Source organism: Salinispirillum sp. LH 10-3-1 (genome assembly GCF_030643825.1).
Lineage (GTDB): Bacteria > Pseudomonadota > Gammaproteobacteria > Pseudomonadales > Natronospirillaceae > Salinispirillum.
Genome location: NZ_CP101717.1, coordinates 552,449 through 573,307, shown reverse-complemented (window position 1 = coordinate 573,307; position 20,859 = coordinate 552,449). Strand labels below are relative to the sequence as shown.

The 20,859-nt window shown below is 54.9% G+C and carries 20 protein-coding genes; 6 read left to right on the top strand and 14 right to left on the bottom strand.

Annotated elements, in window-relative coordinates:
- Window positions 1–9 precede the first annotated feature (9 nt).
- The gene (locus NFC81_RS02550; RefSeq protein ID WP_304995972.1) at window positions 10–1,035 is read right to left on the bottom strand and encodes a YbaY family lipoprotein; all 1,026 of its coding nucleotides are present in this window, start codon (window positions 1,033–1,035) and stop codon (window positions 10–12) included.
- A gap of 197 nt (window positions 1,036–1,232) precedes the next feature.
- Between NFC81_RS02550 and NFC81_RS02545 the strand changes: the two genes are divergently transcribed.
- Genes NFC81_RS02545 through NFC81_RS02535 form a run of 3 tightly spaced genes read left to right on the top strand, consistent with a single transcriptional unit; the run spans window position 1,233 to window position 2,709 of the window.
- A complete protein-coding gene (locus NFC81_RS02545; protein ID WP_304995971.1) occupies window positions 1,233–1,703 on the top strand; it encodes a hypothetical protein in 471 nt (156 codons plus the stop codon).
- Between the two features lie 11 nt (window positions 1,704–1,714).
- Window positions 1,715–2,206 (top strand): hypothetical protein, encoded by a 492-nt coding sequence (locus tag NFC81_RS02540; protein WP_304995970.1) that lies wholly within the window; start codon window positions 1,715–1,717, stop codon window positions 2,204–2,206.
- Entirely contained in the window at window positions 2,203–2,709 is a 507-nt protein-coding gene (locus NFC81_RS02535) for a hypothetical protein (RefSeq protein ID WP_304995969.1), read from the top strand. Before NFC81_RS02540 ends, NFC81_RS02535 begins: the two co-directional genes overlap by 4 nt.
- 8 nt (window positions 2,710–2,717) lie before the next feature.
- Here NFC81_RS02535 and tpx read toward each other — a convergent pair whose 3' ends face one another.
- From tpx to NFC81_RS02495, 8 genes are all read right to left on the bottom strand, one after another.
- Window positions 2,718–3,212 (bottom strand): thiol peroxidase, encoded by a 495-nt coding sequence (gene tpx / locus NFC81_RS02530; protein ID WP_304995968.1) that lies wholly within the window; start codon window positions 3,210–3,212, stop codon window positions 2,718–2,720.
- Between the two features lie 107 nt (window positions 3,213–3,319).
- Window positions 3,320–3,943 (bottom strand): LysE family translocator, encoded by a 624-nt coding sequence (locus NFC81_RS02525; protein WP_304995967.1) that lies wholly within the window; start codon window positions 3,941–3,943, stop codon window positions 3,320–3,322.
- Between the two features lie 30 nt (window positions 3,944–3,973).
- Window positions 3,974–4,144: a MerR family DNA-binding transcriptional regulator gene (locus tag NFC81_RS02520; protein ID WP_304995966.1), complete on the bottom strand. Its 171-nt coding sequence runs from the start codon at window positions 4,142–4,144 to the stop codon at window positions 3,974–3,976.
- Between the two features lie 24 nt (window positions 4,145–4,168).
- Entirely contained in the window at window positions 4,169–5,320 is a 1,152-nt protein-coding gene (locus NFC81_RS02515) for an alpha-hydroxy acid oxidase (RefSeq protein ID WP_304995965.1), read from the bottom strand.
- Between the two features lie 24 nt (window positions 5,321–5,344).
- Window positions 5,345–6,082: an oxygen-insensitive NADPH nitroreductase gene (gene nfsA / locus NFC81_RS02510; RefSeq protein ID WP_304995964.1), complete on the bottom strand. Its 738-nt coding sequence runs from the start codon at window positions 6,080–6,082 to the stop codon at window positions 5,345–5,347.
- A gap of 191 nt (window positions 6,083–6,273) precedes the next feature.
- Window positions 6,274–6,627 (bottom strand): RidA family protein, encoded by a 354-nt coding sequence (locus tag NFC81_RS02505; RefSeq protein WP_304995963.1) that lies wholly within the window; start codon window positions 6,625–6,627, stop codon window positions 6,274–6,276.
- A 55-nt stretch (window positions 6,628–6,682) separates the two neighbouring features.
- Window positions 6,683–8,605 (bottom strand): hypothetical protein, encoded by a 1,923-nt coding sequence (locus tag NFC81_RS02500; protein WP_304995962.1) that lies wholly within the window; start codon window positions 8,603–8,605, stop codon window positions 6,683–6,685.
- Between the two features lie 110 nt (window positions 8,606–8,715).
- Window positions 8,716–9,489: a transporter substrate-binding domain-containing protein gene (locus tag NFC81_RS02495; protein ID WP_304995961.1), complete on the bottom strand. Its 774-nt coding sequence runs from the start codon at window positions 9,487–9,489 to the stop codon at window positions 8,716–8,718.
- A gap of 97 nt (window positions 9,490–9,586) precedes the next feature.
- Here NFC81_RS02495 and NFC81_RS02490 point away from each other — a divergent pair, with 97 nt between their 5' ends.
- The gene (locus NFC81_RS02490; RefSeq protein WP_304995960.1) at window positions 9,587–10,456 is read left to right on the top strand and encodes an NAD(P)H-hydrate dehydratase; all 870 of its coding nucleotides are present in this window, start codon (window positions 9,587–9,589) and stop codon (window positions 10,454–10,456) included.
- On the opposite strand, the gene NFC81_RS02485 is transcribed toward NFC81_RS02490, so the two are convergent.
- A complete protein-coding gene (locus tag NFC81_RS02485; RefSeq protein WP_304995959.1) occupies window positions 10,444–11,202 on the bottom strand; it encodes an ABC transporter substrate-binding protein in 759 nt (252 codons plus the stop codon). The two genes, NFC81_RS02490 and NFC81_RS02485, sit on opposite strands and share 13 nt — an antisense overlap.
- 135 nt (window positions 11,203–11,337) lie before the next feature.
- On the opposite strand from NFC81_RS02485, the gene NFC81_RS02480 reads away from it, so the two are divergent.
- Window positions 11,338–13,167, top strand: a complete 1,830-nt coding sequence (locus tag NFC81_RS02480; RefSeq protein ID WP_304995958.1) for an ABC transporter ATP-binding protein — start codon at window positions 11,338–11,340, stop codon at window positions 13,165–13,167.
- A 25-nt stretch (window positions 13,168–13,192) separates the two neighbouring features.
- On the opposite strand, the gene NFC81_RS02475 is transcribed toward NFC81_RS02480, so the two are convergent.
- Window positions 13,193–13,648, bottom strand: a complete 456-nt coding sequence (locus tag NFC81_RS02475) for a YaiI/YqxD family protein (RefSeq protein WP_304995957.1) — start codon at window positions 13,646–13,648, stop codon at window positions 13,193–13,195.
- Window positions 13,649–13,813: 165 nt separating this feature from the next.
- On the opposite strand from NFC81_RS02475, the gene NFC81_RS02470 reads away from it, so the two are divergent.
- On the top strand, window positions 13,814–14,608 hold the full coding sequence (locus NFC81_RS02470; RefSeq protein WP_304995956.1) for a GIN domain-containing protein: 795 nt from the start codon (window positions 13,814–13,816) through the stop codon (window positions 14,606–14,608).
- A 10-nt stretch (window positions 14,609–14,618) separates the two neighbouring features.
- Here NFC81_RS02470 and NFC81_RS02465 read toward each other — a convergent pair whose 3' ends face one another.
- The 3 genes from NFC81_RS02465 to NFC81_RS02455 all read right to left on the bottom strand — a co-directional run bounded on the left by NFC81_RS02465 (window position 14,619) and on the right by NFC81_RS02455 (window position 20,789).
- A complete protein-coding gene (locus tag NFC81_RS02465) occupies window positions 14,619–17,342 on the bottom strand; it encodes a cation-transporting P-type ATPase (RefSeq protein ID WP_304995955.1) in 2,724 nt (907 codons plus the stop codon).
- Between the two features lie 98 nt (window positions 17,343–17,440).
- Window positions 17,441–19,039: a methyl-accepting chemotaxis protein gene (locus NFC81_RS02460; protein WP_304995954.1), complete on the bottom strand. Its 1,599-nt coding sequence runs from the start codon at window positions 19,037–19,039 to the stop codon at window positions 17,441–17,443.
- 184 nt (window positions 19,040–19,223) lie between these two features.
- Complete coding sequence (locus NFC81_RS02455; protein ID WP_304995953.1) at window positions 19,224–20,789, bottom strand: diguanylate cyclase domain-containing protein; 1,566 nt, start codon at window positions 20,787–20,789, stop codon at window positions 19,224–19,226.
- Window positions 20,790–20,859 lie beyond the last annotated feature (70 nt).

The following is a 20,859-nucleotide window of genomic DNA, read 5'->3' as shown; positions in this document are numbered from 1 at the left end:
GTCCTTGTGTTACTCGTGTAGAAAGCGACCGCAAGCGGTCAATGTTTGACCGTCGAAGGCTAACACGGCCTGCATCGGAAAATCCTGCCCGCTCATGGTATCGGTGCAGGTCTTCTTGGTCAGTGTAATGACCGCGGTTTTGCCGTCAAACGTTGCACGATAGCCCGCCTGATCAGCATCCACTTGCGTATCGCTATCAATCAATTCGCGTACGCCATAATCAAGCAACAGGCGCAGTTGGGCACGCTCACCCGCGAGGTGTTCGATCAACCAGCCCGGCTCATTGCCCACGGCACGAAAGTGTACACCGCGCTCCCGCGCTTCAGCCCAAGGCGAACGCCCCTCTGTCACGTCACACGACATTACTACACCGTCAATGGTGATTTGAGCTGCACTTTCACCTCTACTCCAAAACACATGATCGTCCGCAGCAAAGCGCGCGCCACTGGCCGAGATGGCTGGGCGTAATACGAGATCACGATCGGGCAAAGTCAGTAGCAAGCGATCCGCACCGGCGTGGTCAACCTCAATGCGCAAATCACCACACTGATAAGCTTGCTGGCGGCGTGTGGTGGCTACGTCATCGCGCGGCTGCGCGTCCACTGCACGTACCAAGCGAATGTCGTTCAGTACGTTCTGTTCTGCCCCGAGTGGGATAGCGGCCGGGGTACGGAACTGCAGGCGGTCATCCGGCCCAAACAAAGACAATTGCAGGCCGTATTCACGCTCATCTTGCAGGCGCTCTGCTTGGTAGTCCAAGGCAAACGCATAGGGCGGATTACCAACATCGGTTAACCGGTGTTCTGCGATCAGGGCACGTCCGGGATCAGACAGCCCTAGGTCGATAAGTTGCACCACCAAATAGGTGTCGGGTGGCATACCAATGCGTTCGAGAAAATGGGCTTCGCCCTGCACCGTCTGAATGGCGCTCACCGCATTGCTAGCACCTTCTGCACTGGCTGCCGGCTCATTGTTGGAGCTGCAACCGACCAATAGACCGACCACCGCCATACTTAAACACCACGTTATCTTCATTGTTACCTTCATCATTTTTTTGATCTACTAGAGGGACTGCCAATCAGCGTCGGTCATGTTTCGCCTGTATACAGCATTGCAGCATTTTGGCTATTATAGCGCGTATTGAGCACACAACTGCGTCGCTTACGATGCCCTGACAGGCCACGCATGTTTCACGTCATCTGAACGACACATCCCGCCAAGGAACCTTCTTCATGCGCCCCATCTTTCTTGTGCTATGCCTGTCGACCTGCCTGGCCGTACCAGCCGCTGCAGTGAATGTGCGCACCCAGCCTCTTTATATCTTCGTCGGCATCGCTGATTTAGCCCTTGAAGTACCCGTTACCCAACGCATAACCCTCATGCCCAATGTACGCGCCCAGGCTGATCTCAGCGAGGTGCAATGGGGGTTACAGGTTAATATTTATCGGCAACGCCGAGACGAAAACGGCTGGCATGCCGGTTTGCATGCCCAGACCGGCGCGCTGAATTCGTCCTCTGTGGAATCCTCATACAGCGTTGCCATGCTCAGCAACTACCAATGGAACTGGGACGAGTTCAATCTCACACTCAGTTTGGGGCCACAGCTCAAGTACGAACGGGAAGCGTCAACCCAGCCGGACGACACATTGGACAACTGGACCCTATGGCCTAACGCACGGCTGAGTTTGGGCTGGCAATTCTGAGGATTTATTTGATGCGTCATGGCATTCGTTTCTGCTTGTTCTTTCTCTTCGTAGCCAGCACCCACGTGCAGGCGGAATTGCTGCGGGTACGCAGTGATCCGGTATTTGCCGCCCTCGTCAGCAGCGTTAATGCTGAGTTGGATTTTGCCTGGCAAGAGCAGCGCACCTGGTCGCTCGGCTTGTACTACTCGGACGGCTGGCCCTTCTTCAATGACTCAGTGCGGGTATTTTCGCCTGCCTTGCGTGTCGACTTTTATCGCGATGGGCCACTGACCAACGGCTGGCACCCCAATGTTATGGTACAGGCCGACATAGTCACTCGCGATACCGGTGAGCTCACGGTATCGGGTCGCATCAAAGCGCGGCAGTCGTATCAATGGGTCTGGGACCCTGTATCGCTGTCCGTTGGCCTCGGCGCGCAGACCGGCGTAGGTGAATTTTACCGTGAGATCACCTGTGTGATCTGTCCGACTTATGAGTTCAGCCTAGGGTGGCAGCTATGAAACTGAAACTCGGTATTCTAGGGCTGTTGTTGTACGTGCTGACCAGCAGCTCTGCCTTTGCGGAGCGCAATTGGTATTGGCATTATGCGCCAACCACCAGCGCCAGCACGCAGGCGCTCGGCCTTTCAACCATGACCGATGGCCAAGTTGGAGCCTTGCAGTTCCGCATATTGGCTGGTTATGAATTAGAAAGCTTGGGGGTGAACTTACAATGGCAAAAGCAGCTCAGTGAACAGTACCCACAATGGTATCTGGCAACGGGCGTGACCGCACTGCAAGACTTCCGGCCTGAAACCAATGACGATTGCCTGCTGTTCAGTTGCGCAAGCCAGCGAAGCTCGCTGCGCACTTACAGTCGCTGGACTTGGGTCAAGGTAATGGGCGATTTTCGTCTGGATATTGGCTATGGCGCAGAGTTGCTGTGGGAGTTCGATGATCGTGATGATTTGAATCCGCGCCTCAACCCAGCGTTTGATATCGCGCTGGGCTGGGCACTCTTCTGAGCTACGGGTTACAGAGCAGCAATGGCTGCTTCGTAATTTGGCTCAGAACCTGTTTCTGCTACTTGCTCGGTGTACAGCACGCGACCGTGTTCATCCAATACCACGACAGCACGAGACAGCAAGCCAGCCAACGGACCATTGCGAAAAGCTACGCCGTAGTCGTCACCAAACGAGCTGCGGAACGTTGAGGCGTTCTTCACCTTGTCCAGACCTTCAGCGCCGCAGAAGCGCGCCTGCGCAAACGGCAAGTCGGCCGACACACACAACACAACGGTGTTGTCCAAGCCACTCAAGGCTTCGTTGAATTTCCGTACCGACGTTGCACAGGTGGGGGTGTCCACACTGGGGAAGATATTCAGTACGACGCGCTTGCCATCGAAGTCGCTCAGTTTCATTTCACTGAGGTCGCTTGCGGTGAGCTGGAAGTTGGGAGCTTGGGTGCCCACGGGCGGCAAGTCGCCAATGGTTTCAAAGGGTGCGCCACGCAAAGTTACGGTTGCCATCGAGGTATCTCCTTGTTAATTGATGTAGAACGTAAGACTGTACGATACGCCCATTGGTTTGGATGTAAACAGTGATAACACTTGCCTTACTAATAACTGCAGCCTCACTAAAGGACCGCGAGCCAAATGCCCACACCGATCATCAGGCTCCCGGCGATTCGGTTCAGTACCCGTACATTGGCTGCCTGCGCCAAAAAATACCGCATAGCCTTACCACCGCTGGCATAGGCCAGCATGCACACCAGTTCCAGCAGCACGATAATGGCGAGCAAAAACGCCAACTGCGGAAACAAGGGTAACGACTGATCAATGAAGGGTGGCAGCAGCGCAATGTGAAAAGCCCAACCCTTGGGGTTGGCTACCGCCGTCACAAAACCCTGTACAAACAACTGACCGCGCGATGTAACGCGCACGTCGGCCGAGGTTTCAGGGATGGCCATACTGCCGCGTGAGCGCCACATTTGAATACCGATGAAGAGCAGATACGCCCCGCCGCCCCACTTAAAAGCCACGAACAACTGTGGGTAAGTGAGCAGCACCGCGGCCACCCCTAGCACGGCCAACAAAGCAACCAAGGCAACGCCCAGCATTTCGCCCCACATCATCCACAGCGTCCGTTTGACGCCAATGGTGATGCCCAACGTCATGGCCAAGGTCATGCACATGCCAGGGGTGATAGACACGAAGAAAAACGTCGGCACAAAGACCGACAGCAACGCCAAATTGACCACAATGCTGTCCAATGGGTTAAGGTAGGAGCGCTATTCTGCGCTCTGTCCTGCCGCTGCGCAACACGCTTGCTCCAAATGACGGTGCTCATAGCGCCGATAGCTGCCATCGCGCGCCACCAGCGGCAACAATCCCTTGGCTTCATACAGCCGAATGGCTTTCAGCGATGCGCCGGTTAATTTCGCCAGTTCGACAATACGCACTCATCAATCCTCTTTTACTTGGGTTCAGCCAAACAGCGTCGGCTGTTGCAGGTTATGCAGGCCTAGGTTGCCGAGCAAGCGTTCACCGCACAGTGCCATGGTGACGTCGAGTTCCCTGTGGTTGATGTTAAGTACATCCGCAACGCCTTCACGCCCATTAGCACCTAAACCGTACAAGAAAGCGCGGCCAATGTAGACGCCTTTGGCGCCGAGGCACACGGCTTTCAATACATCTTGGCCGGAACGAACCCCGCCGTCCATGTGCACCTCGATCTGATCCCCGACTGCCGCCACAATACTGGACAACATGGCGATACTCGACGATGCGCCGTCAAGCTGACGCCCACCGTGATTTGACACGATGATGGCATCCGCACCCGCTTGAACCGCCAGTTTGGCGTCTTCCGGATCGAGAATACCCTTGATGATGAGTTTGCCGCCCCAGCGATGTTTGATCCACTCGATATCACTCCATGACAGCTTGGGATCAAATTGCTCAGCCGTCCATGCACCTAACGACGACAGATCGGTCACTCCGGTGGCGTGACCAACGATATTGCCGAACGAATGTCGTTTCGTGGTCAGCATCTTCAGAGCCCAACGCGGGCGTGTAGCTACTTGCCATGCACTGTGGAGATTAAACTTCGGTGGCGCACTGAGTCCGTTGCGTAGATCTTTATGCCGCTGCCCGAGAATCTGTAGATCAAGCGTCAGCACTAGCGCGCTGCACCCAGCGGCTTTTGCACGATCAATCAAACGCCCAGCAAACTCTTTGTCTTTCATCACGTAGAGCTGAAACCAGAAAGGCTTGGTGGTGTGTGCTGCGACGTCTTCGATGGAACAAATGCTCATGGTCGACAAGGTGAACGGCACACCGAAAGCTTCGGCGGCTTGTGCGGCGAGAATCTCCCCATCCGCGTACTGCATGCCGGTGAGGCCGGTCGGTGCCAAAGCCACTGGCATGGTGACCGGCTGACCCACCAACGTGCTGGCGGTGGAACGATTGGTCATGTCGACCGCTACGCGCTGGCGCAGCAGAATGCGTTCAAAATCACTCTCATTACGACGATAGGTCGACTCCGTCCACGACCCCGAATCGACATAGTCATAAAACATCCGCGGCACGCGGCGCTTCGCCAGCTCTTTGTAATCGGCAACGTCACAAGGTTTTGCCATATTACGGACTCCAAAATGGGTAGACTATTTTAAAAGAAAACCTTGCTCCTGCAGATACGGCAGCATGTGCGGACGAGCTTCTTTCTGCAGCATACCGGAGATTTGCTCGGTCCACGTCATGGATTTGTTGTTGCCGGTCCGCGACTCATAGTACGCCTGCACATGGGCATCGTACTCGGCTAAATGCGCGCGATCAGCACTGTCGTCGTAACGTTCGTGTTTCAACACCACGGGCAACGGCAAGCGGGGTTTTACTTCAGGGTTTTGGTCAGGATAGCCGATGCACAAACCGAACACCGGATACACCAACTCGGGCAGTTCCAACAGGTCACCAACGTCCGCAATCTGATTGCGCAGCCCGCCAATGTAGCAAATACCCAAGCCCAACGACTCCGCCGCCACGGTGACATTTTGGGCAAACAACGCGCAATCGACCGAGGCGGTCAGAAACTGCTCGGTATAGCCTGCTTGCATGGGTGCTCCGTGCATATCGCAGGCTAGATGATGCCGGTGCATATCAGCACAAAACACCAGGAACACAGGAGCCGTCGCCACATACCCTTGATTCCCCGACAGCTCAGCGAGCCGGTCACGCGCCGCACCCTGACTGATTTGAATGACTGTACAGGCTTGAATAAAGCTGGACGTAGCCGCCGCCTGCCCAGCCTGCACGAGCGTTTCAACGACGGACTGGTCAACAGATTGCTGGGTAAACTTACGAATGGAACGGTGAGCCAATAAGATATCTATGGTGGTGTTCATGCAACAGGGACTCCTGAAGAAGCTCGCAACTTTAGATGGCATCAGGAATGCGGTTCGAGGGAGCCTAACGATGAGCAACGTTGCGACACCAGACCCCGATCAAAACCGCACGACAAAGCCTACACACAGAGCAATAAGTAAAAATCATAGAGAGGACTGAAACCTAGTTTTTTCAGTCTCAAGTAAAGATTTTACGAAGGAATAGCAGCAATCACTGAAATCTCAACCAGCAATTCAGGGCTGGCCATGCTGGCTTGGACGCACGCCCGCGCCGGCGCATAACCTTCAGGCACCCAGTTGTCCCACACCGCGTTCATGTCTTTAAACAACGCCATATCTTTCAAATACAGCGTAGCGGACAAGATGTGTTGGCGATCGCTCCCGACAGACGCCAATAAGGCATCTACTTTGGCCAGCATGGTTTCAGTTTGTCCGGTGATGTCGGCTTGGCGGTCTTCCGCAACCTGGCCACACAAATAAACCGTATTGTTGTGCACCACAATGCGGCTCATGCGCGCACTGGTTTCATGACGTTCGATGATCATTCGTTAACCCTTCTTTTCTTCAGTCATTAATCTAAAAACAGGCCATCATTTTGGCCTAATACGTGATGACAACCAACCGCATATCCGCTTCCAGTCGAACACGCTGCTCCGCCCCCTGTTTCAGCTCAAGGCTGGCGGGCTTCTCGCCTTGCGCATCACGATAAATGCCCAGCAAGGTATCACCGCGCTGCCAAAGTTGGTCAGCCAACGCTTGCTGCGTCACGTCAGTGTTTAACAGGGCTTCCGGGACGTGCCGGAACACAATCTCCGGCCCACCGGCGGTAAACAATTCGTCGTACACCAGTTTCAGTTCGCGCCGCAGAGCAACCTGCGCAAGCAAGTGGCTGACCAAGATAGGGCTCAGAATCACTTCGCTGTCGTTGTGAATCATCAGAGCTTCGTTATACGCATCATTTAATTCAAGAATGATCGGCGGTCGCTTGTGGTGCTGTGCCAACACATTTTCTAAACACAGATACCCCACCATGGTTCTGGCATCGGCTTCAGCGCCGGACTGCACGCGATCACTGCCAAGCAGGACAATACGGTCGTAGGATTCCGGATGCTGTGCGGCCAACTCCGCTTCCAACGTATAGTCAGCTTGTACATGCGCACAGGTAACCTGTGTCTGACCGTCTAGCGCCGCACGCGTCAGTTCTTCACGCCCACCTGGGCTCATGGTTGAGAGTACGTCTACAACAAACCGCTCGTTGGCGTAGGTGGTCAGCTCACGCAAAAACATTGGGATTTTACGGTTCCAGCCTAGAATCAAAATGCGATGTTGGAAGGGGCGTTTTTCAACCCATTCGTGTTTGCCCAACGGTATCGGCGGCCCCACCGGCTTTTGTGGTTCCGTTTCCCTATAGTCACCACTCAGCAACACCACATGGTCGTGCTCGCCCAGCACCTCCCGCTCATCGATGGTCAGCACCGCGCTGCTGTGGTCATCGTTCACGCGCAAGATGCCGCAGAACACCGCTTGCCTAAATGAGCGTCGTAGTTCGGAGGGCGCCTTACCCTCCAACGCGGGCAGGTGTCGCACATAGAGTTTCTGCCCCGGTGACTGCGTCATGAGTTCGCGATACACCAATGACAAACCCGGTCGTCTGATGGTTTGAGCCAGCAAGCGACTGACGTAAGCATCACCGGTGATGATCTCCAACTCGCCAGGGTAGGCGCGCCGAGCCACACCGGTGTGCCGCACATCTTGCAGTTCCGCGACGACATAGGGCATTTGGCCGCCATGCGTTTGGCTGCGAATAGACAGCAGCGACTTGATGGTTTCTACATCAGCATTCACCAGCGCTTGTGGCCCCTGAAAGGCGCTGGGCAAAATAATGGCCGCCGCTGTGTTACAGGAGGCACGAACCAAATGCTCGATGTTCATTGGCGAGCCAGACCGCAAGACGATGTCGCTGACGCGGCTGCCAATCACATCGTCACGGCGCAGCGTATGATGCTGTTCGACGGTGATATCATCGTCCATGATCACCAGGCGCATGCGACGCGCACCGTGCAGTTGCAAAAAACGCCGCATCCGGCCTCGGGTACTGACCAGCTCTCGCACCAAGGGCACCGTGCGGTTGCTCCAGCCCAACACCACTATGTGATGCTTCATTGAAACGGGCGTTAGGCCGCGTTCTAAATCACGCCAGCGGGCAATCAACCACTGCGTCATGATCGCCACCAAGGTGCCCATAAAGAGCACGTAACCGGCCACCGTCAGCAGTGTCGATATCACGCGCTTCCAAGTCCCTTCGTCGTCGCCCAAGTAACCGGGATCGGTTAAGCGCAAAAAAGCCCACCATACCGACTCACCAGCATTGGCAAATTCCTGATCAGCCAGCACCAATAGACCACCCAACAACGACACCAAAGAAATGATGAACATGACCACCAACAACTGGAAGCCCACACCCTTGATGAGCTGGCGTTCCAGTAAATACTTCATGCGGTCAAGCAAACGCAGTGGGTTCATGCAAAACCTCAATTAGTCGGCTGGTGCTGGGCCCGTAAAACAGGCAAGGCCCATCCAAAGAATTAGGACATCATAGGTGTATTAATAGCAGACGAACAGCTGGCAACGGGCTAGTTTGACAGCTCATACTCGCCGCGATCAAAGGCATCGAAGTATGTTTGATACCGTCCGTCGTCGCGAAAGCGTTGCAAGCTCGCATTAAAGAGCGTCACGAGTTCGGCACTGTCTGGCACACTGCGCGGCAAAAGCAGAAAACTTTGATTCACCAACAGTGGTGTCGGGTGATGGGTAACGCGCTCGGCGTCTTCCGGCGGTAGGTCACGACGCAACGCGTAATAGCCCACATTGACTTCTTGGGGATACACATCAATGCGCTCAGACAGCAACTTAAGAAAATTTAATTCGTCATTGCGCACCCGCTCCATACGGAACACCTCGGCTTCCAGTGCGGCGTCAAAACCCGCGCCATAACTATAGCCCAGCACACCACCAATCAACATCCCCCGCAGATCACCAAAACTCGCCCAATCAAAGGGTTTGTCTTTCAGATGAAAAAACACAAAGGTTTCGTTCAGCACTGGTTCGCTGTAGATAAAGTCGGCGTGGCGGTCTGGCGCATCCATCCATACCGCGGTTGCGTCATAGCGGCCAAGGGACGTCTCTTGGTAAGCGCGCGTCCAAGGGGTGAATTCGAATTGCACTGTGACGCCAACGTCAGCGAACACATCGGTAATCAGGTGCGCAATAAAGCCCTGGTGGCGCTGATCTTCGGTCAAAAACGGCGGCCAGCCACCGGTTGAAATGGTCAGTTCGCGGCTATGCGCCGAAGAACACAACACCGTTAACGCTAACAATAGACCACCAAACAGCTTCTGCACCGCCATACCGTTTTTGCTCATTTCTCAGGGGGTTAAGACCAGTATAGCAGAGGTCGTCAAATGCTATACTCACCAATGAAACCATAGCCAATTGAAGCCAACGATGCCTCTTAACCAAGACCCGCAGCGCGACATTCACCAAGGCCCCACAACAGAGCCCAATGGACAGCCTATACCCTTTTCATCTCCGCGCCCGCGCGCGGCTCACAAGGGTAACTTTGGGCACATTATGGTGGTGGGCGGGCATTCGGGTATGGCCGGCGCGGCGCGCATGGCTGGTGAAGCCTGCCTAAGAGTAGGTGCCGGGCGGGTCACGGTAGCGGTGCATCCAGACTCACGTTTATTGGCCGGCGCCGGGCGCCCCGAACTCATGGTGCATGGCATTGCGCACCCTGAAGTGTTGGGTTCTGCACTTGACAGCATGAGCCATTTACTGGTCGGTCCGGGACTGGGGCAGGATGACTGGTCTGAGTACATGTGGCACGAAGCGCTAAGCACTGACAAGCCGCTCTTGTTAGACGCTGACGGTCTGAACTGGCTGGCTCGGCATACAAAACAACGTTTGCCTACCGCATTCATTGGTACTCCACACCCCGGCGAAGCGGCACGGCTGTTGGATTGCAGCGTGCGCGACATTGAGGCAGACCGCCTTGCTGCGTTACTGGCATTGCACCAACGCTACGGTGGGATTTGGGTATTGAAAGGCGCGGGCTCGCTGATCGGTGACGGTGAGCACGCTTACCTCAATGATTCAGGCAACCCCGGCATGGCTAGTGCGGGCATGGGTGATGTATTAGCGGGGGTCGTTATTGGGCTATGGGCACAGGGTTTAGCCCCCTTAGATGCAGCTCGTTGTGGGGTGTACGGCCATGGCTGGGCGGGAGACCAAACAGCCGTCAACGCTGGGGAACGTGGCATCTTAGCAACGGACTTGTTGCCTTGGCTTCAACGCTGGGTGAATCAGTCGGTGTAGAAAGGCGGCAAGTGCTCTGCTACCCCATAGTTATCTAATATGGCCCGCCATTTGCCGCTTCGCCATAGGTTGTTCAAGGCTCGATTAAAGTCAGCAAGAGACACGCGGCCCTCAGGATGCAAAGCGCAGTGCACGTCAAATTCATTGACGCGCAATCGCTGCTCGCTGACCGGTAGAAACGTTGGATAGAACCGCTGAAAGTAATTGAACAAGAGCTCGTCGGCGTACAAATACTGTACGCGCTGGTTAGCCAGCTTCTGAAGGTTCGCTTCAAAGCCCGGTGAATCATCGCGCACCAGATCTTCACCCAATTGGTTCAAAACCGGGTAAAAAAAGCCATTGATGGTACCTATTGGCTCACCGGCCAAGTCCGTTAATGACCACAGAGGCTTGGCATCCCGGTGCCACACAACGGCTTCACTGTTGCGCAAAATTGGCTGCGAGAAGTGTAACTCAAGCGTCGTCCATTCCGGTCGCGCATAACACCAGACGTCGGCCAAGCGTTTCTCAAAGTGCAGGTCGATTCGCGCGCGTGCGGTCACCACGATATCGTAATTCTTCTCCAGTTCGGCACTGATAGCCCGCGCAAGATCAAGATGAATACCTGCTTTAATTTCACTGTTTCCAATGCGTGCCATGGGCATGGCATCCGCAGATTCCGGCACCACAAAAACAACGTGTTCAGCGGACAGTCCGGTTACCAGAAAGAGTCCCCAAAGGGCTAGGCAAAGCCTTAGGCTGTGCATAAAGGTATGCGCTCCATATTGCACCGGTCTTGCACTGCCGTAACGAGTGCTTGCCAGTAATAGAATAGTCCAACCTAATGAGATATAGCAAAAATCCGTTATACTCCGCCCCCGACTTTGCCCAGGATTTGACCCATGCTGAAAGCCTTCGAGCGTATTATTGATCCCTTTCCGGCCGAAGAACCCAAGCAACCGCCAACGAATCTGGTCGCCTTTTGTCGGCACTACACCAAGGGCATGGGCATTCCGTTGATACTGATGTCCCTGCTGACCGCCACGGTGGCCGTCATCGAGGTATCGTTATTTGGCTTTTTAGGGCAGCTGGTTGATTGGCTCGTGGACAAGAATCCCGATACTTTCTTTCAGGAAGAAGGCGCACGGCTGTTCTGGATGGGCCTGACGGTATTGATTGTTTTACCTACCGTCATTTTTTTGCACGCCGCAGTGGTACATCAAACCCTGCTGGGTAACTACCCCATGGTGATCCGTTGGTTGGCGCACCGCTATTTGCTAAAACAAAGCGTCTCGTTTTACCAGAATGACTTTGCCGGGCGTATTGCCACCAAGGTCATGCAAACGGCACTGTCAGTGCGCGAAACGGTTATGAAGCTGCTTGATGTCATGGTGTATGTGGTTATTTATTTCGCCACCATGATCATTCTGGTCGGCCAAGCAGACTGGCGTTTAACGCTGCCGATGCTCGGTTGGCTGGCGGCCTACGTCGCCGCGCAGCTGTACTTTGTGCCGCGCTTAAAGCGTATTTCCACCGAGCAGGCCGACGCACGTTCTATGATGACCGGCCGCATTGTCGACAGCTACACCAACATTCAAACGGTCAAACTGTTCGCGCACACGCAGAGTGAAGCCGACTACGCACAGCAGAGCATGGATGGCTTTCTCGATACCGTGTATCGGCAGATGCGCTTGGTCACACAATTGAATGTGACGGTGCAAACCATCAACTACACACTGGCGTTTGTGATTTCCGCGTTGTCGTTGTGGCTATGGTCGCTCAGTGCCATCAGCATCGGTGCCATTGCTATCGCCATCAGTCTAGCGCTGCGCTTGAACGGCATGGCGCAGTGGATCATGTGGGAAATCAGTGGGTTATTTGAAAACATCGGGGCCGTGGCCGACGGCATCACCACCTTGTCACGTCCGCGTGAGGTGATGGATGAACCCGACGCCAAAGTATTGCAGGTGCCTGCCGGGCGTGTGCAATTCGACAACATTACCTTTCACTACGGCAAAGACAGCGGTGTGATCGATAACCTGTCCATCGACATCAAACCCGGCGAAAAAGTGGGCTTGGTTGGGCGCTCCGGGGCGGGCAAGTCGACCTTGGTCAACCTGCTTCTGCGTTTTCACGATTTGGAAGGCGGGCGCATCCTGATCGACGGTCAGGACATCCGTCAAGTGCAACAAGAAAGCCTACGCGCACGCATTGGCATGGTGACGCAGGACACGTCGTTGCTGCACCGTTCCGTGCGCGAGAACATTCTTTATGGCCGCCCCGATGCCACCGAGGCTGATTTACTCGCCGCAACGCAGCAGGCGGAAGCACATGAGTTCATTCTAGGGCTCAGCGACCCACAGGGCCGTACCGGCTATGACGCCCAAGTAGGCGAGCGCGGCGTGAAGCTGTCTGGCGGACAGCGCCAACGGATCGCCATATCTCGCGTACTGCTCAAAGACGCACCGATCTTGGTATTGGATGAGGCCACGTCGGCACTGGACTCAGAAGTCGAAGCCGCCATTCAAAAGAGCCTGTACAAGCTGATGGAAGGTAAAACAGTGATTGCCATTGCGCACCGGCTGTCCACCATCATGGCCATGGATCGACTGCTGGTGATGGACAAAGGCAAAATTGTGGAGCAAGGCACGCACGCTGAGCTGGTGGCACAGGGTGGTATCTACGCGCAATTGTGGGCGCATCAGACTGGCGGTTTTCTGGGCGAGGCATAGCTGCTCGCTGCCTGTAACGACTGCTCTATTTTGTTGAAGCGTGCTTCGCCAAAAAGCGGTCTAAACTGTCTGCGAACGCTTTGCGATCGTTATGGTTTAAGGCCGCCGGGCCACCGGTTTGCACGCCGCTCGAACGTAGGTTTTCCATGAAATCGCGCATGGTAAGACGCGCCTTGATGTTCTGCGTGGTGTACAACTCACCACGCGGATTCAAGGCATGACCGCCCTTCTCAATCACCTCGGCCGCCAACGGTATGTCGGCGGTAACAACCAGGTCGCCGGGATTCAATCGCCGCACGATCTCATTGTCCGCCACGTCGAAACCCTGCCCAACTTGAATACTGTCGATCCAGCGTGATGGCGGCGTCTTCATCGCTTGATTCGCCACCAAGGTCATGGGTACACCCACGCGTTCGGCGGCACGGAATAGTATCTCTTTAATCACTATTGGACACGCATCGGCGTCTACCCAGATTTTCATGACACAACCCTAAGCTCTTTTCATGCCGCAGCATACCGTTCGCTACAGGCACTTAAAAGCGAACGAATGTTTTACAACAATTTCTAAGGATTCTGGGCGCAGCATCTGGACTAATCTACCCGGTGCATCGTAATGTGGACAGCTCTTTAGCAGCAGGAAACCTCCATGTTTAACCTCTGGCGCGCGCCGCTCACCCTTGCGATCTTTCTGTTAGCCGTAACTCACACGACGGTAGCGGCAGAGCTGTTGCGGCAGGAACACCCCATAGCGGATGTGCGCAAAGTATCGGTCAGCAGTGCGGTGCATCTGACAGTGCGCCAAGGTGCGACGGAAAGCCTGTTCATTGAGGCCGCTCAAACCGACATGAACCGCGTTCAAGTGCGCCAACGAGGCCATCACCTTGAACTGGGTGCTGACTTGGGTACGCCCAGATTTCTATTCTGGCTTGACCGAGGTCGTGAGCGCGACCCGATACACTTCATTCTGGAAGTACGCGATTTGGAACGACTGGTGGTGTCTGGTGCGGTTGAAGCCACGATCAGTGAACTCGATGCCGCTTCATTTCACTTAGAGGTCAGCGGGGCCAGCAAGGTGACTATCGATTTCTTAAGCGCTGAAGCAACCCGAATCGAATTGTCAGGCACCAGTCGGGTGGCGATTGATCGGCTGGACAGTCGGACGCTCGATGCCGACGTATCAGGCGCGTCACGACTGGAAGTGAGCAGTGGTGAGCCCATGGCGGTATTGATAGCCCGCGCCAGCGGTGCCAGCCATATCGATACCATGGCGGTGACTACGGGCGAAGCTAACGTCGATGTCAGCGCAGCTTCACGCGCCTACGTGCGGGTACAAGACCAATTGAACGTCACTGCCAGTGCGGCGTCGCAAGTGGAGTACGCAGGCAACCCCCGTGTTCAACAGAACATCTCAGGGGCGAGCAGCATACGCGCCCAGCGCTAGCCAGCGCAGGCTAGGCAGCCTGCGCAAAACGCCGCCAGAGCCACTTTTCTCCTTCCACCAGCAACAGCACAACGAGGCCATACGCCAACATAACACCCCAATGTGCGAGCGCCAACGGCGCGCTTTGAAACAGCAGGTTCATGGTTGGCGTATAAATATACGCCAGTTGGGCCAACAGCATGGCCGCCATACCGACCCAAATCCAACGATTTGAGAACATGGGCATGTGAAACAGGCTGCTGCGCAAAGAGCGGCAGTTCAGCAAGAAGACACTTTGCACCACGACGAACAAGGTGACCGCCAGAGTCCGCGCCACGGGTTCAGACTCGCCTTGTGCTAGGGCCCATTGAAACAAACTGAACGCGCCTACAAGGAGCAGTGTACTGACCGACAGAATACGGCCGAGCATTTCACGGGTCAGAATCGGGGTGTCGGGGTCGCGCGGGGCACGCGCCATCAAGCCCTGTTCTTTTGGCTCAAACGCCAGCATCAGGCCGAGAAAAACCGCCGTGGTCATGTTCAGCCATAAGGCCTGCACGGGCAACACGGGCAGTGTCGCGCCCAGTAAAATGGCCACCATGATGACCAAGCCCTGGCCCAGATTGGTTGGCAGAATCCAGGTGATGAACTTGACCAGATTGTCGAACACATTACGCCCTTCTTCGACGGCCCCTTCGATGGTGGCGAAGTTGTCGTCTGTCAGCACCATATCAGCCGCTTCCTTAGCGACCTCTGTACCCGCAATACCCATGGCGATACCAATGTTGGCTTTCTTCAACGCAGGAGCATCGTTGACGCCGTCACCCGTCATGGCGACCACATGGCCTTTAGCCTGTAGAGCCGTCACCAGTTTCAATTTCTGCTCAGGTGCAACACGGGCGAACACAGCAACGCGTTCAACTTCGCGCAACAACTCATGGTCACTCATGGTGGCCAGTTCACTACCGGTGAGTACGGTATGGGCTGTACCGTCTTGATTAGCCCGAGCGATACCGATTTGTTCCGCGATCGCCCGCGCCGTCAGTGCGTGGTCACCCGTGATCATTTTCACCGCGATACCGGCTTTCTGACAGGTTGCCACGGCCTGAATTGCCTCGGCTCGTGGTGGGTCGATCATGGCTTGCAAGCCCACCAGCGTCAGTTGGCGAGTACTTTCTTCTTTGTTGAAACGGGTCAGATCGGTTTCTGCTATGGGCACCGTTTGCTGTGCAATGGCGAGCACGCGCAGCCCAAGGGAGGCAAACTGCTCAGCTTGCTCAATAATTCGATGTTCATCCAATGCCATGCTAGAGCCGTCCGGTGCCAGCATGTCATGACAACGCGCCACCACACGCTCCATAGAGCCCTTGACTACAATTAGGTTGTGCCCCTCCGATTGGTGCAGCGTAGCCATGTACTGGCGATCTGATTCAAAAGGAATGACATCAAGCCGGGCATACTCACGCTGTAAATCGGTGGTACTGAATCCGGCCTTGCTGGCCGCGGCTAACAGGGCACCCTCTGTAGGGTCACCCTGCACCTGCCACAAGCCTTCTTTCTGGATCAGCTCAGAGTCGTTGCAGAGCATGCCGTTACGCAGGCACTGGCGCAGCGCTTCTGGCAGAGGCGACAGCGCTGCTTCATTCGCGTTCAATAGCCCGCCTTCGGGCTGGTATCCGCTGCCAGTTATATGAAAGGCTTCTCCCCCGGCAAACACACGCTGCACAGTCATTTGGTTTTCCGTTAGGGTGCCGGTTTTGTCGGAGCAGATGATGGTGGTCGAACCCAGTGTTTCCACGGCGGGTAGTTTGCGCACAATGGCATTGCGAATCGCCATGCGACGCACGCCAATCGCAAGGGTGATGGTCACCACCGCAGGCAGCCCTTCTGGTATTGCCGCAACCGACAAGGCGACGGCCGCCATAAAGGTGTCTATCCAGTCTTGACCGCGCAGCAAGCCCACCACAAAGGTCAGTGCCGCCAAGCCCAGAATCACCCACAGCAGTACCTTACTGAAGGCTTGAATTTTCTGCGTCAGCGGCGTTTCCAGACTGACGGCTTGAGTGATCATGTCGGCGATTTTACCGGTTTCAGTGTCGTCACCGGTGGCGATAACCACGCCCTCAGCTTGCCCGTAAGTGACCAGAGTACCGGCGAACGCCATGTTCACACGATCCGCCAAGACGACGTCTTTGTCCAACTTGGCACGCTCTTTTTGCACCGCTACCGACTCACCCGTCAGCGCCGATTCATCTATTTGTAAATCGCGGTTGTCGAACAATCGCAAGTCCGCGGGAACTTTGTCGCCGGAGGTCAGCACCACGATATCGCCGGGCACCAAGTCTGTGGTTGGCACATATTGCCGTCGACCATCACGCAGTACCCGAGCCTTAGCCGACAGCATTTTGCGCAGCGAGTTAATGGCTTCTTCGGCCTTGGATTCCTGCAAATAGCCGATGATGGCGTTGATAAAGACCACGGCGAAGATCACTGCCGAGTCGATGTATTCTTGCAAAAAGAAAGTCACCGCCGTGGCAACCAATAGGATGTAGATCAGCGGATTATGAAACTGCAGCAAGAACCGCTTCAACGGTGACATGGGCTTTTGCGTACTGATGCTGTTTGGCCCAAACAAGCGCAACCGCTCGGCCACTTCATTAGTGCTTAACCCTTCATGATGGTTGCTTTGCAAGGCGTTAAAAACGTCTTCTTCGGCCAAATGGTGCCACAATTGCGACGGCGGAACGCGCTCCATGATGTTATTCCTTACCCTTAATCAACTCTTTTACCATAGCACGCCCATGCCCTCATCACTTGATAAGGGTCAATGAGCGAGTGGAAACAAATCGTCAATTAGGCTTTGACGGGCTCGTTGTTCAGGCGGAAAGCCGCAGCCATGTTTTGCAAGTCTTGGCCCAGACGTGCCAACTCATTATTGGCCTGCAAGGTTTCCTCACTTGCGGTCGCCGCTTGCTCGGCCGCGCTGTTGATATTAGCCACGCTGCGGTTAACTTCTTCCGCGACAGCGCCCTGTTGCGTCACCGCTGCAGCAATTTGCGTGTTCATGCCCTGAATGTGCGATACCGCTTCAATGATTTCATTGAAGGCTGCTTTCGTCTGCTCTGAAGGCTCTCGTGTGGAATCGGCCAACGACGAGCTCTTCTCCATAGCCTGCATACCGCGCTCGGCGTATTTTTGCAGCTCCGACACCACGGTCTCAATCTCACTGGTGGACTCTTGAGTGCGCGCGGATAGTGTCCGCACTTCATCCGCGACTACAGAAAAGCCTCGCCCTGCATCGCCTGCCCGTGCCGCTTCAATAGCTGCGTTCAGCGCCAACAGATTGGTTTGTTCAGCAATGCCATTGATCACATCCATGACTTTACCAATGCGGTCACCGGCCTCTTTCAGCTCTTGAATTGCCCGTGTCGACACCTCAACCTCGTCGGCCAGCTGACGGGTCAGTTCAATGCTGTGGCGCAATCGCTCACCGCCCTGTCGCGTAGTGGCTTCGCAGGCTTGTGCCGCTTCCGACGCTTCTTCTGCGTTCTTGGCAACATCCTGAATGGTGGAAGCCATCTGATTCATCGCGGTCGCCACCTGTTCGGTTTCCGTGTTCTGTTCAACAATTACCTTGGAATTTTGCTGCGACACCACCGCCATCTCTTCCGTTGCCGAGGCCAATTGGTCGATCCCGTCAGACAGCCCACGCACCAACCCACGCAGGTTATCGATGGTTGTTTCTGTGGCCCGCATCAGTTGACCCAGTTCATCGCGTCGCTCAGAGGTAATGCTTTGACTGAGATCACCGTCCGCGACCTCGTTCAGCAAGGTGGCTAACTGTTGGGTGGGGCCGACGATGCTCTGGGTAATCAGGGTCGCGAGCGACAGCCCGATGACGAGCGATACCAAGGTGGAGCCGATGAGGATAACATCTGCTTGGGCTTCCGCAGCCTGCATACTGGCTAAGCTGGCCTGGTAGTACTGATCCACGAAGTCGCGCACGGCTTCCGAATGGCCTTGCGCTTCTAAACGCAGAGCGGCGACTGTTGCGCCATTGTTCATATCCGCATTGGCAAAGGCGCCAAGCGTCGTTTGATAGGCGTTTACCGCACTGACTACTTGTTGCACCAACTCGCGTTCGGTGTCGTTGTCCGCCAACAGCATAACTTGATGTGCCACACTCAGAATGCGTTCAGCGCTTTGCTGAGCAGACGTCAAATAACGTGTGTCAGAGGTTAATAAGTAGTTTAGGTCAGCTATGGTGGCGTCGGCCATCAGCTCACCCATGTCGTTCACCGCGTTCACTTCTTCATTTTCATCCATGAGAAAGTTGACGGTGGTTACAGAAATGAATGCATTAATCACCATCAACAACAAAATGACGCCGAAACCACCCGCCAGTTGCCAGCGAATGCTGACCGCTCCCAGCCACAGTCCCAACCGTTTCATAACCCGCTCCGTTCTATACCGACATGTCCTTTCAGTGTAGACAACTTGTCAGCCTATACAGAGCCACCACTGCACTTATTGTAATTATTTGTAGCAGGATGGGTAAATGTGGAAAAACCAAGCAGCACCAATAAATTCGTTGTGTGCCATGCAATCTAACACGCCAAAAGTCGCTGAAGTATCATTAACAAGCGTCCATGATGACTCGGTTTCTTCCTTGCTCTTTCGCACGGTACAGTGCGACGTCGGCCTGCTGCATGAGATGCTTGACGGTAACTTCGGGCTGAACACTGACAGGCGCACCCACGTAAACTGCTCCGACACTGATGGTCATCACTGCCGCGCATTTCGATTCAGGGTGCACGATTGCCAGCGCCTCCACCGCTTGGCGCAGCATTTCCAAACGCTCAGTGGCTTCTAATTCTGTTGCACCAAAACATACAAAGGCAAACTCCTCGCCGCCTAAACGCGCAGAGTATTCGTTCGCTCGACGGCAGAAGGTACGTAGCGTATGGCCGAGCTGTTGCAAGGCGTCATCACCGGCTTGGTGCCCCAGCCGGTCGTTAAAGTTTTTGAAGTAATCAATATCGAGCACCGCCAATAACAAGGGCTCATTCAGACGTTGTGCTTGCCGCCACACATTGTCTGCATACTCATCGAACGCACGACGATTGGCGATGCCGGTTAAAGAGTCGGTGCGCGACAGTTCGGTTAGGTGCTGCTGCTGCTGATTAACCAGCTTAACCGCGCGATTAAAGGTACCGCGTATCTGCTCAAGTTCACGCACTGGAAAGCGATCCGGCAACTCATGCAAATGCCCGCTGTCGACCATCTCCTCCATTAACGCAGCGTTGCGAACAACAGCTCTGGTGATGGTTCGGTCCGTGATCACACTGATCAAAATTGGGATGGAAATCAGCCCGAGGAGCATTAACAGCTCGCCCCGCCCAAACAGCATTGGGGTTGCAATGGGGTCGTGAGTAATGGTCACCACCGCTAGGGGTTCTCCCCAGAAATCGAGCACCAACCTATTGCGAGTCGACATAAAACCTTCTCGCAATTCAGCATCAATGATCAGGCCATGGTCGTTGGCGATACCTGATGAAAACGCAGACACCGGCGTCACATTCAGCCCTAGCCGTGTGATGCGTTCAAAGTCTCTAATGTGAGCTTCGGTCAGCAAGCGCACAAAAAATAAGTAGCCAGCGGGATCACTGATGTCTTGAGAGTCGGTAATGTAGTCGAGGGCGAACCGGCCCAAGCCCTGCGATGTACTCACCCAACCACCGTATTGCAACCGGGCACCGGCCTCCGCAGGAGCGGACATCAGCAGCGTTAGCGCACTGGGTAACACCTCTGATAAGTCCTGCAGGGTATCGTCGACTAAATCAAATCCTTGTCCCGCGACCAGGTTGAAATCTCTGTCGAGATAGACCATGGCAACCAGGTCGTACAATTGCGCCGTGTTAGACAACACATTTGTGGAATAGTAATTGGCATTGTCCGCAGGGTTACTCACAAAGGCCACGCTGTCGTCCCAGTGTGCCCAATCTCGAACCAGAACTTCTAGATTACGCTGATGTTGATACAAACCCTCCAGCAAGCTATCCAGTTCCCGCGCTTGATGTGCGACTACCGTCTCAAGCTCACGCGGATACTCCACCCATAGGCGATAGGCCACGAACACCAATGAAATGGCCACGGCGTATAGCATCAGATAATGGATCATAAAACGTCGTATCGAACGCATATCTCTCTCGCCTACAACACTTAGTTCCACTATAGACGATCATCCCGTCGCGTGCGGTTACTAATGAGCA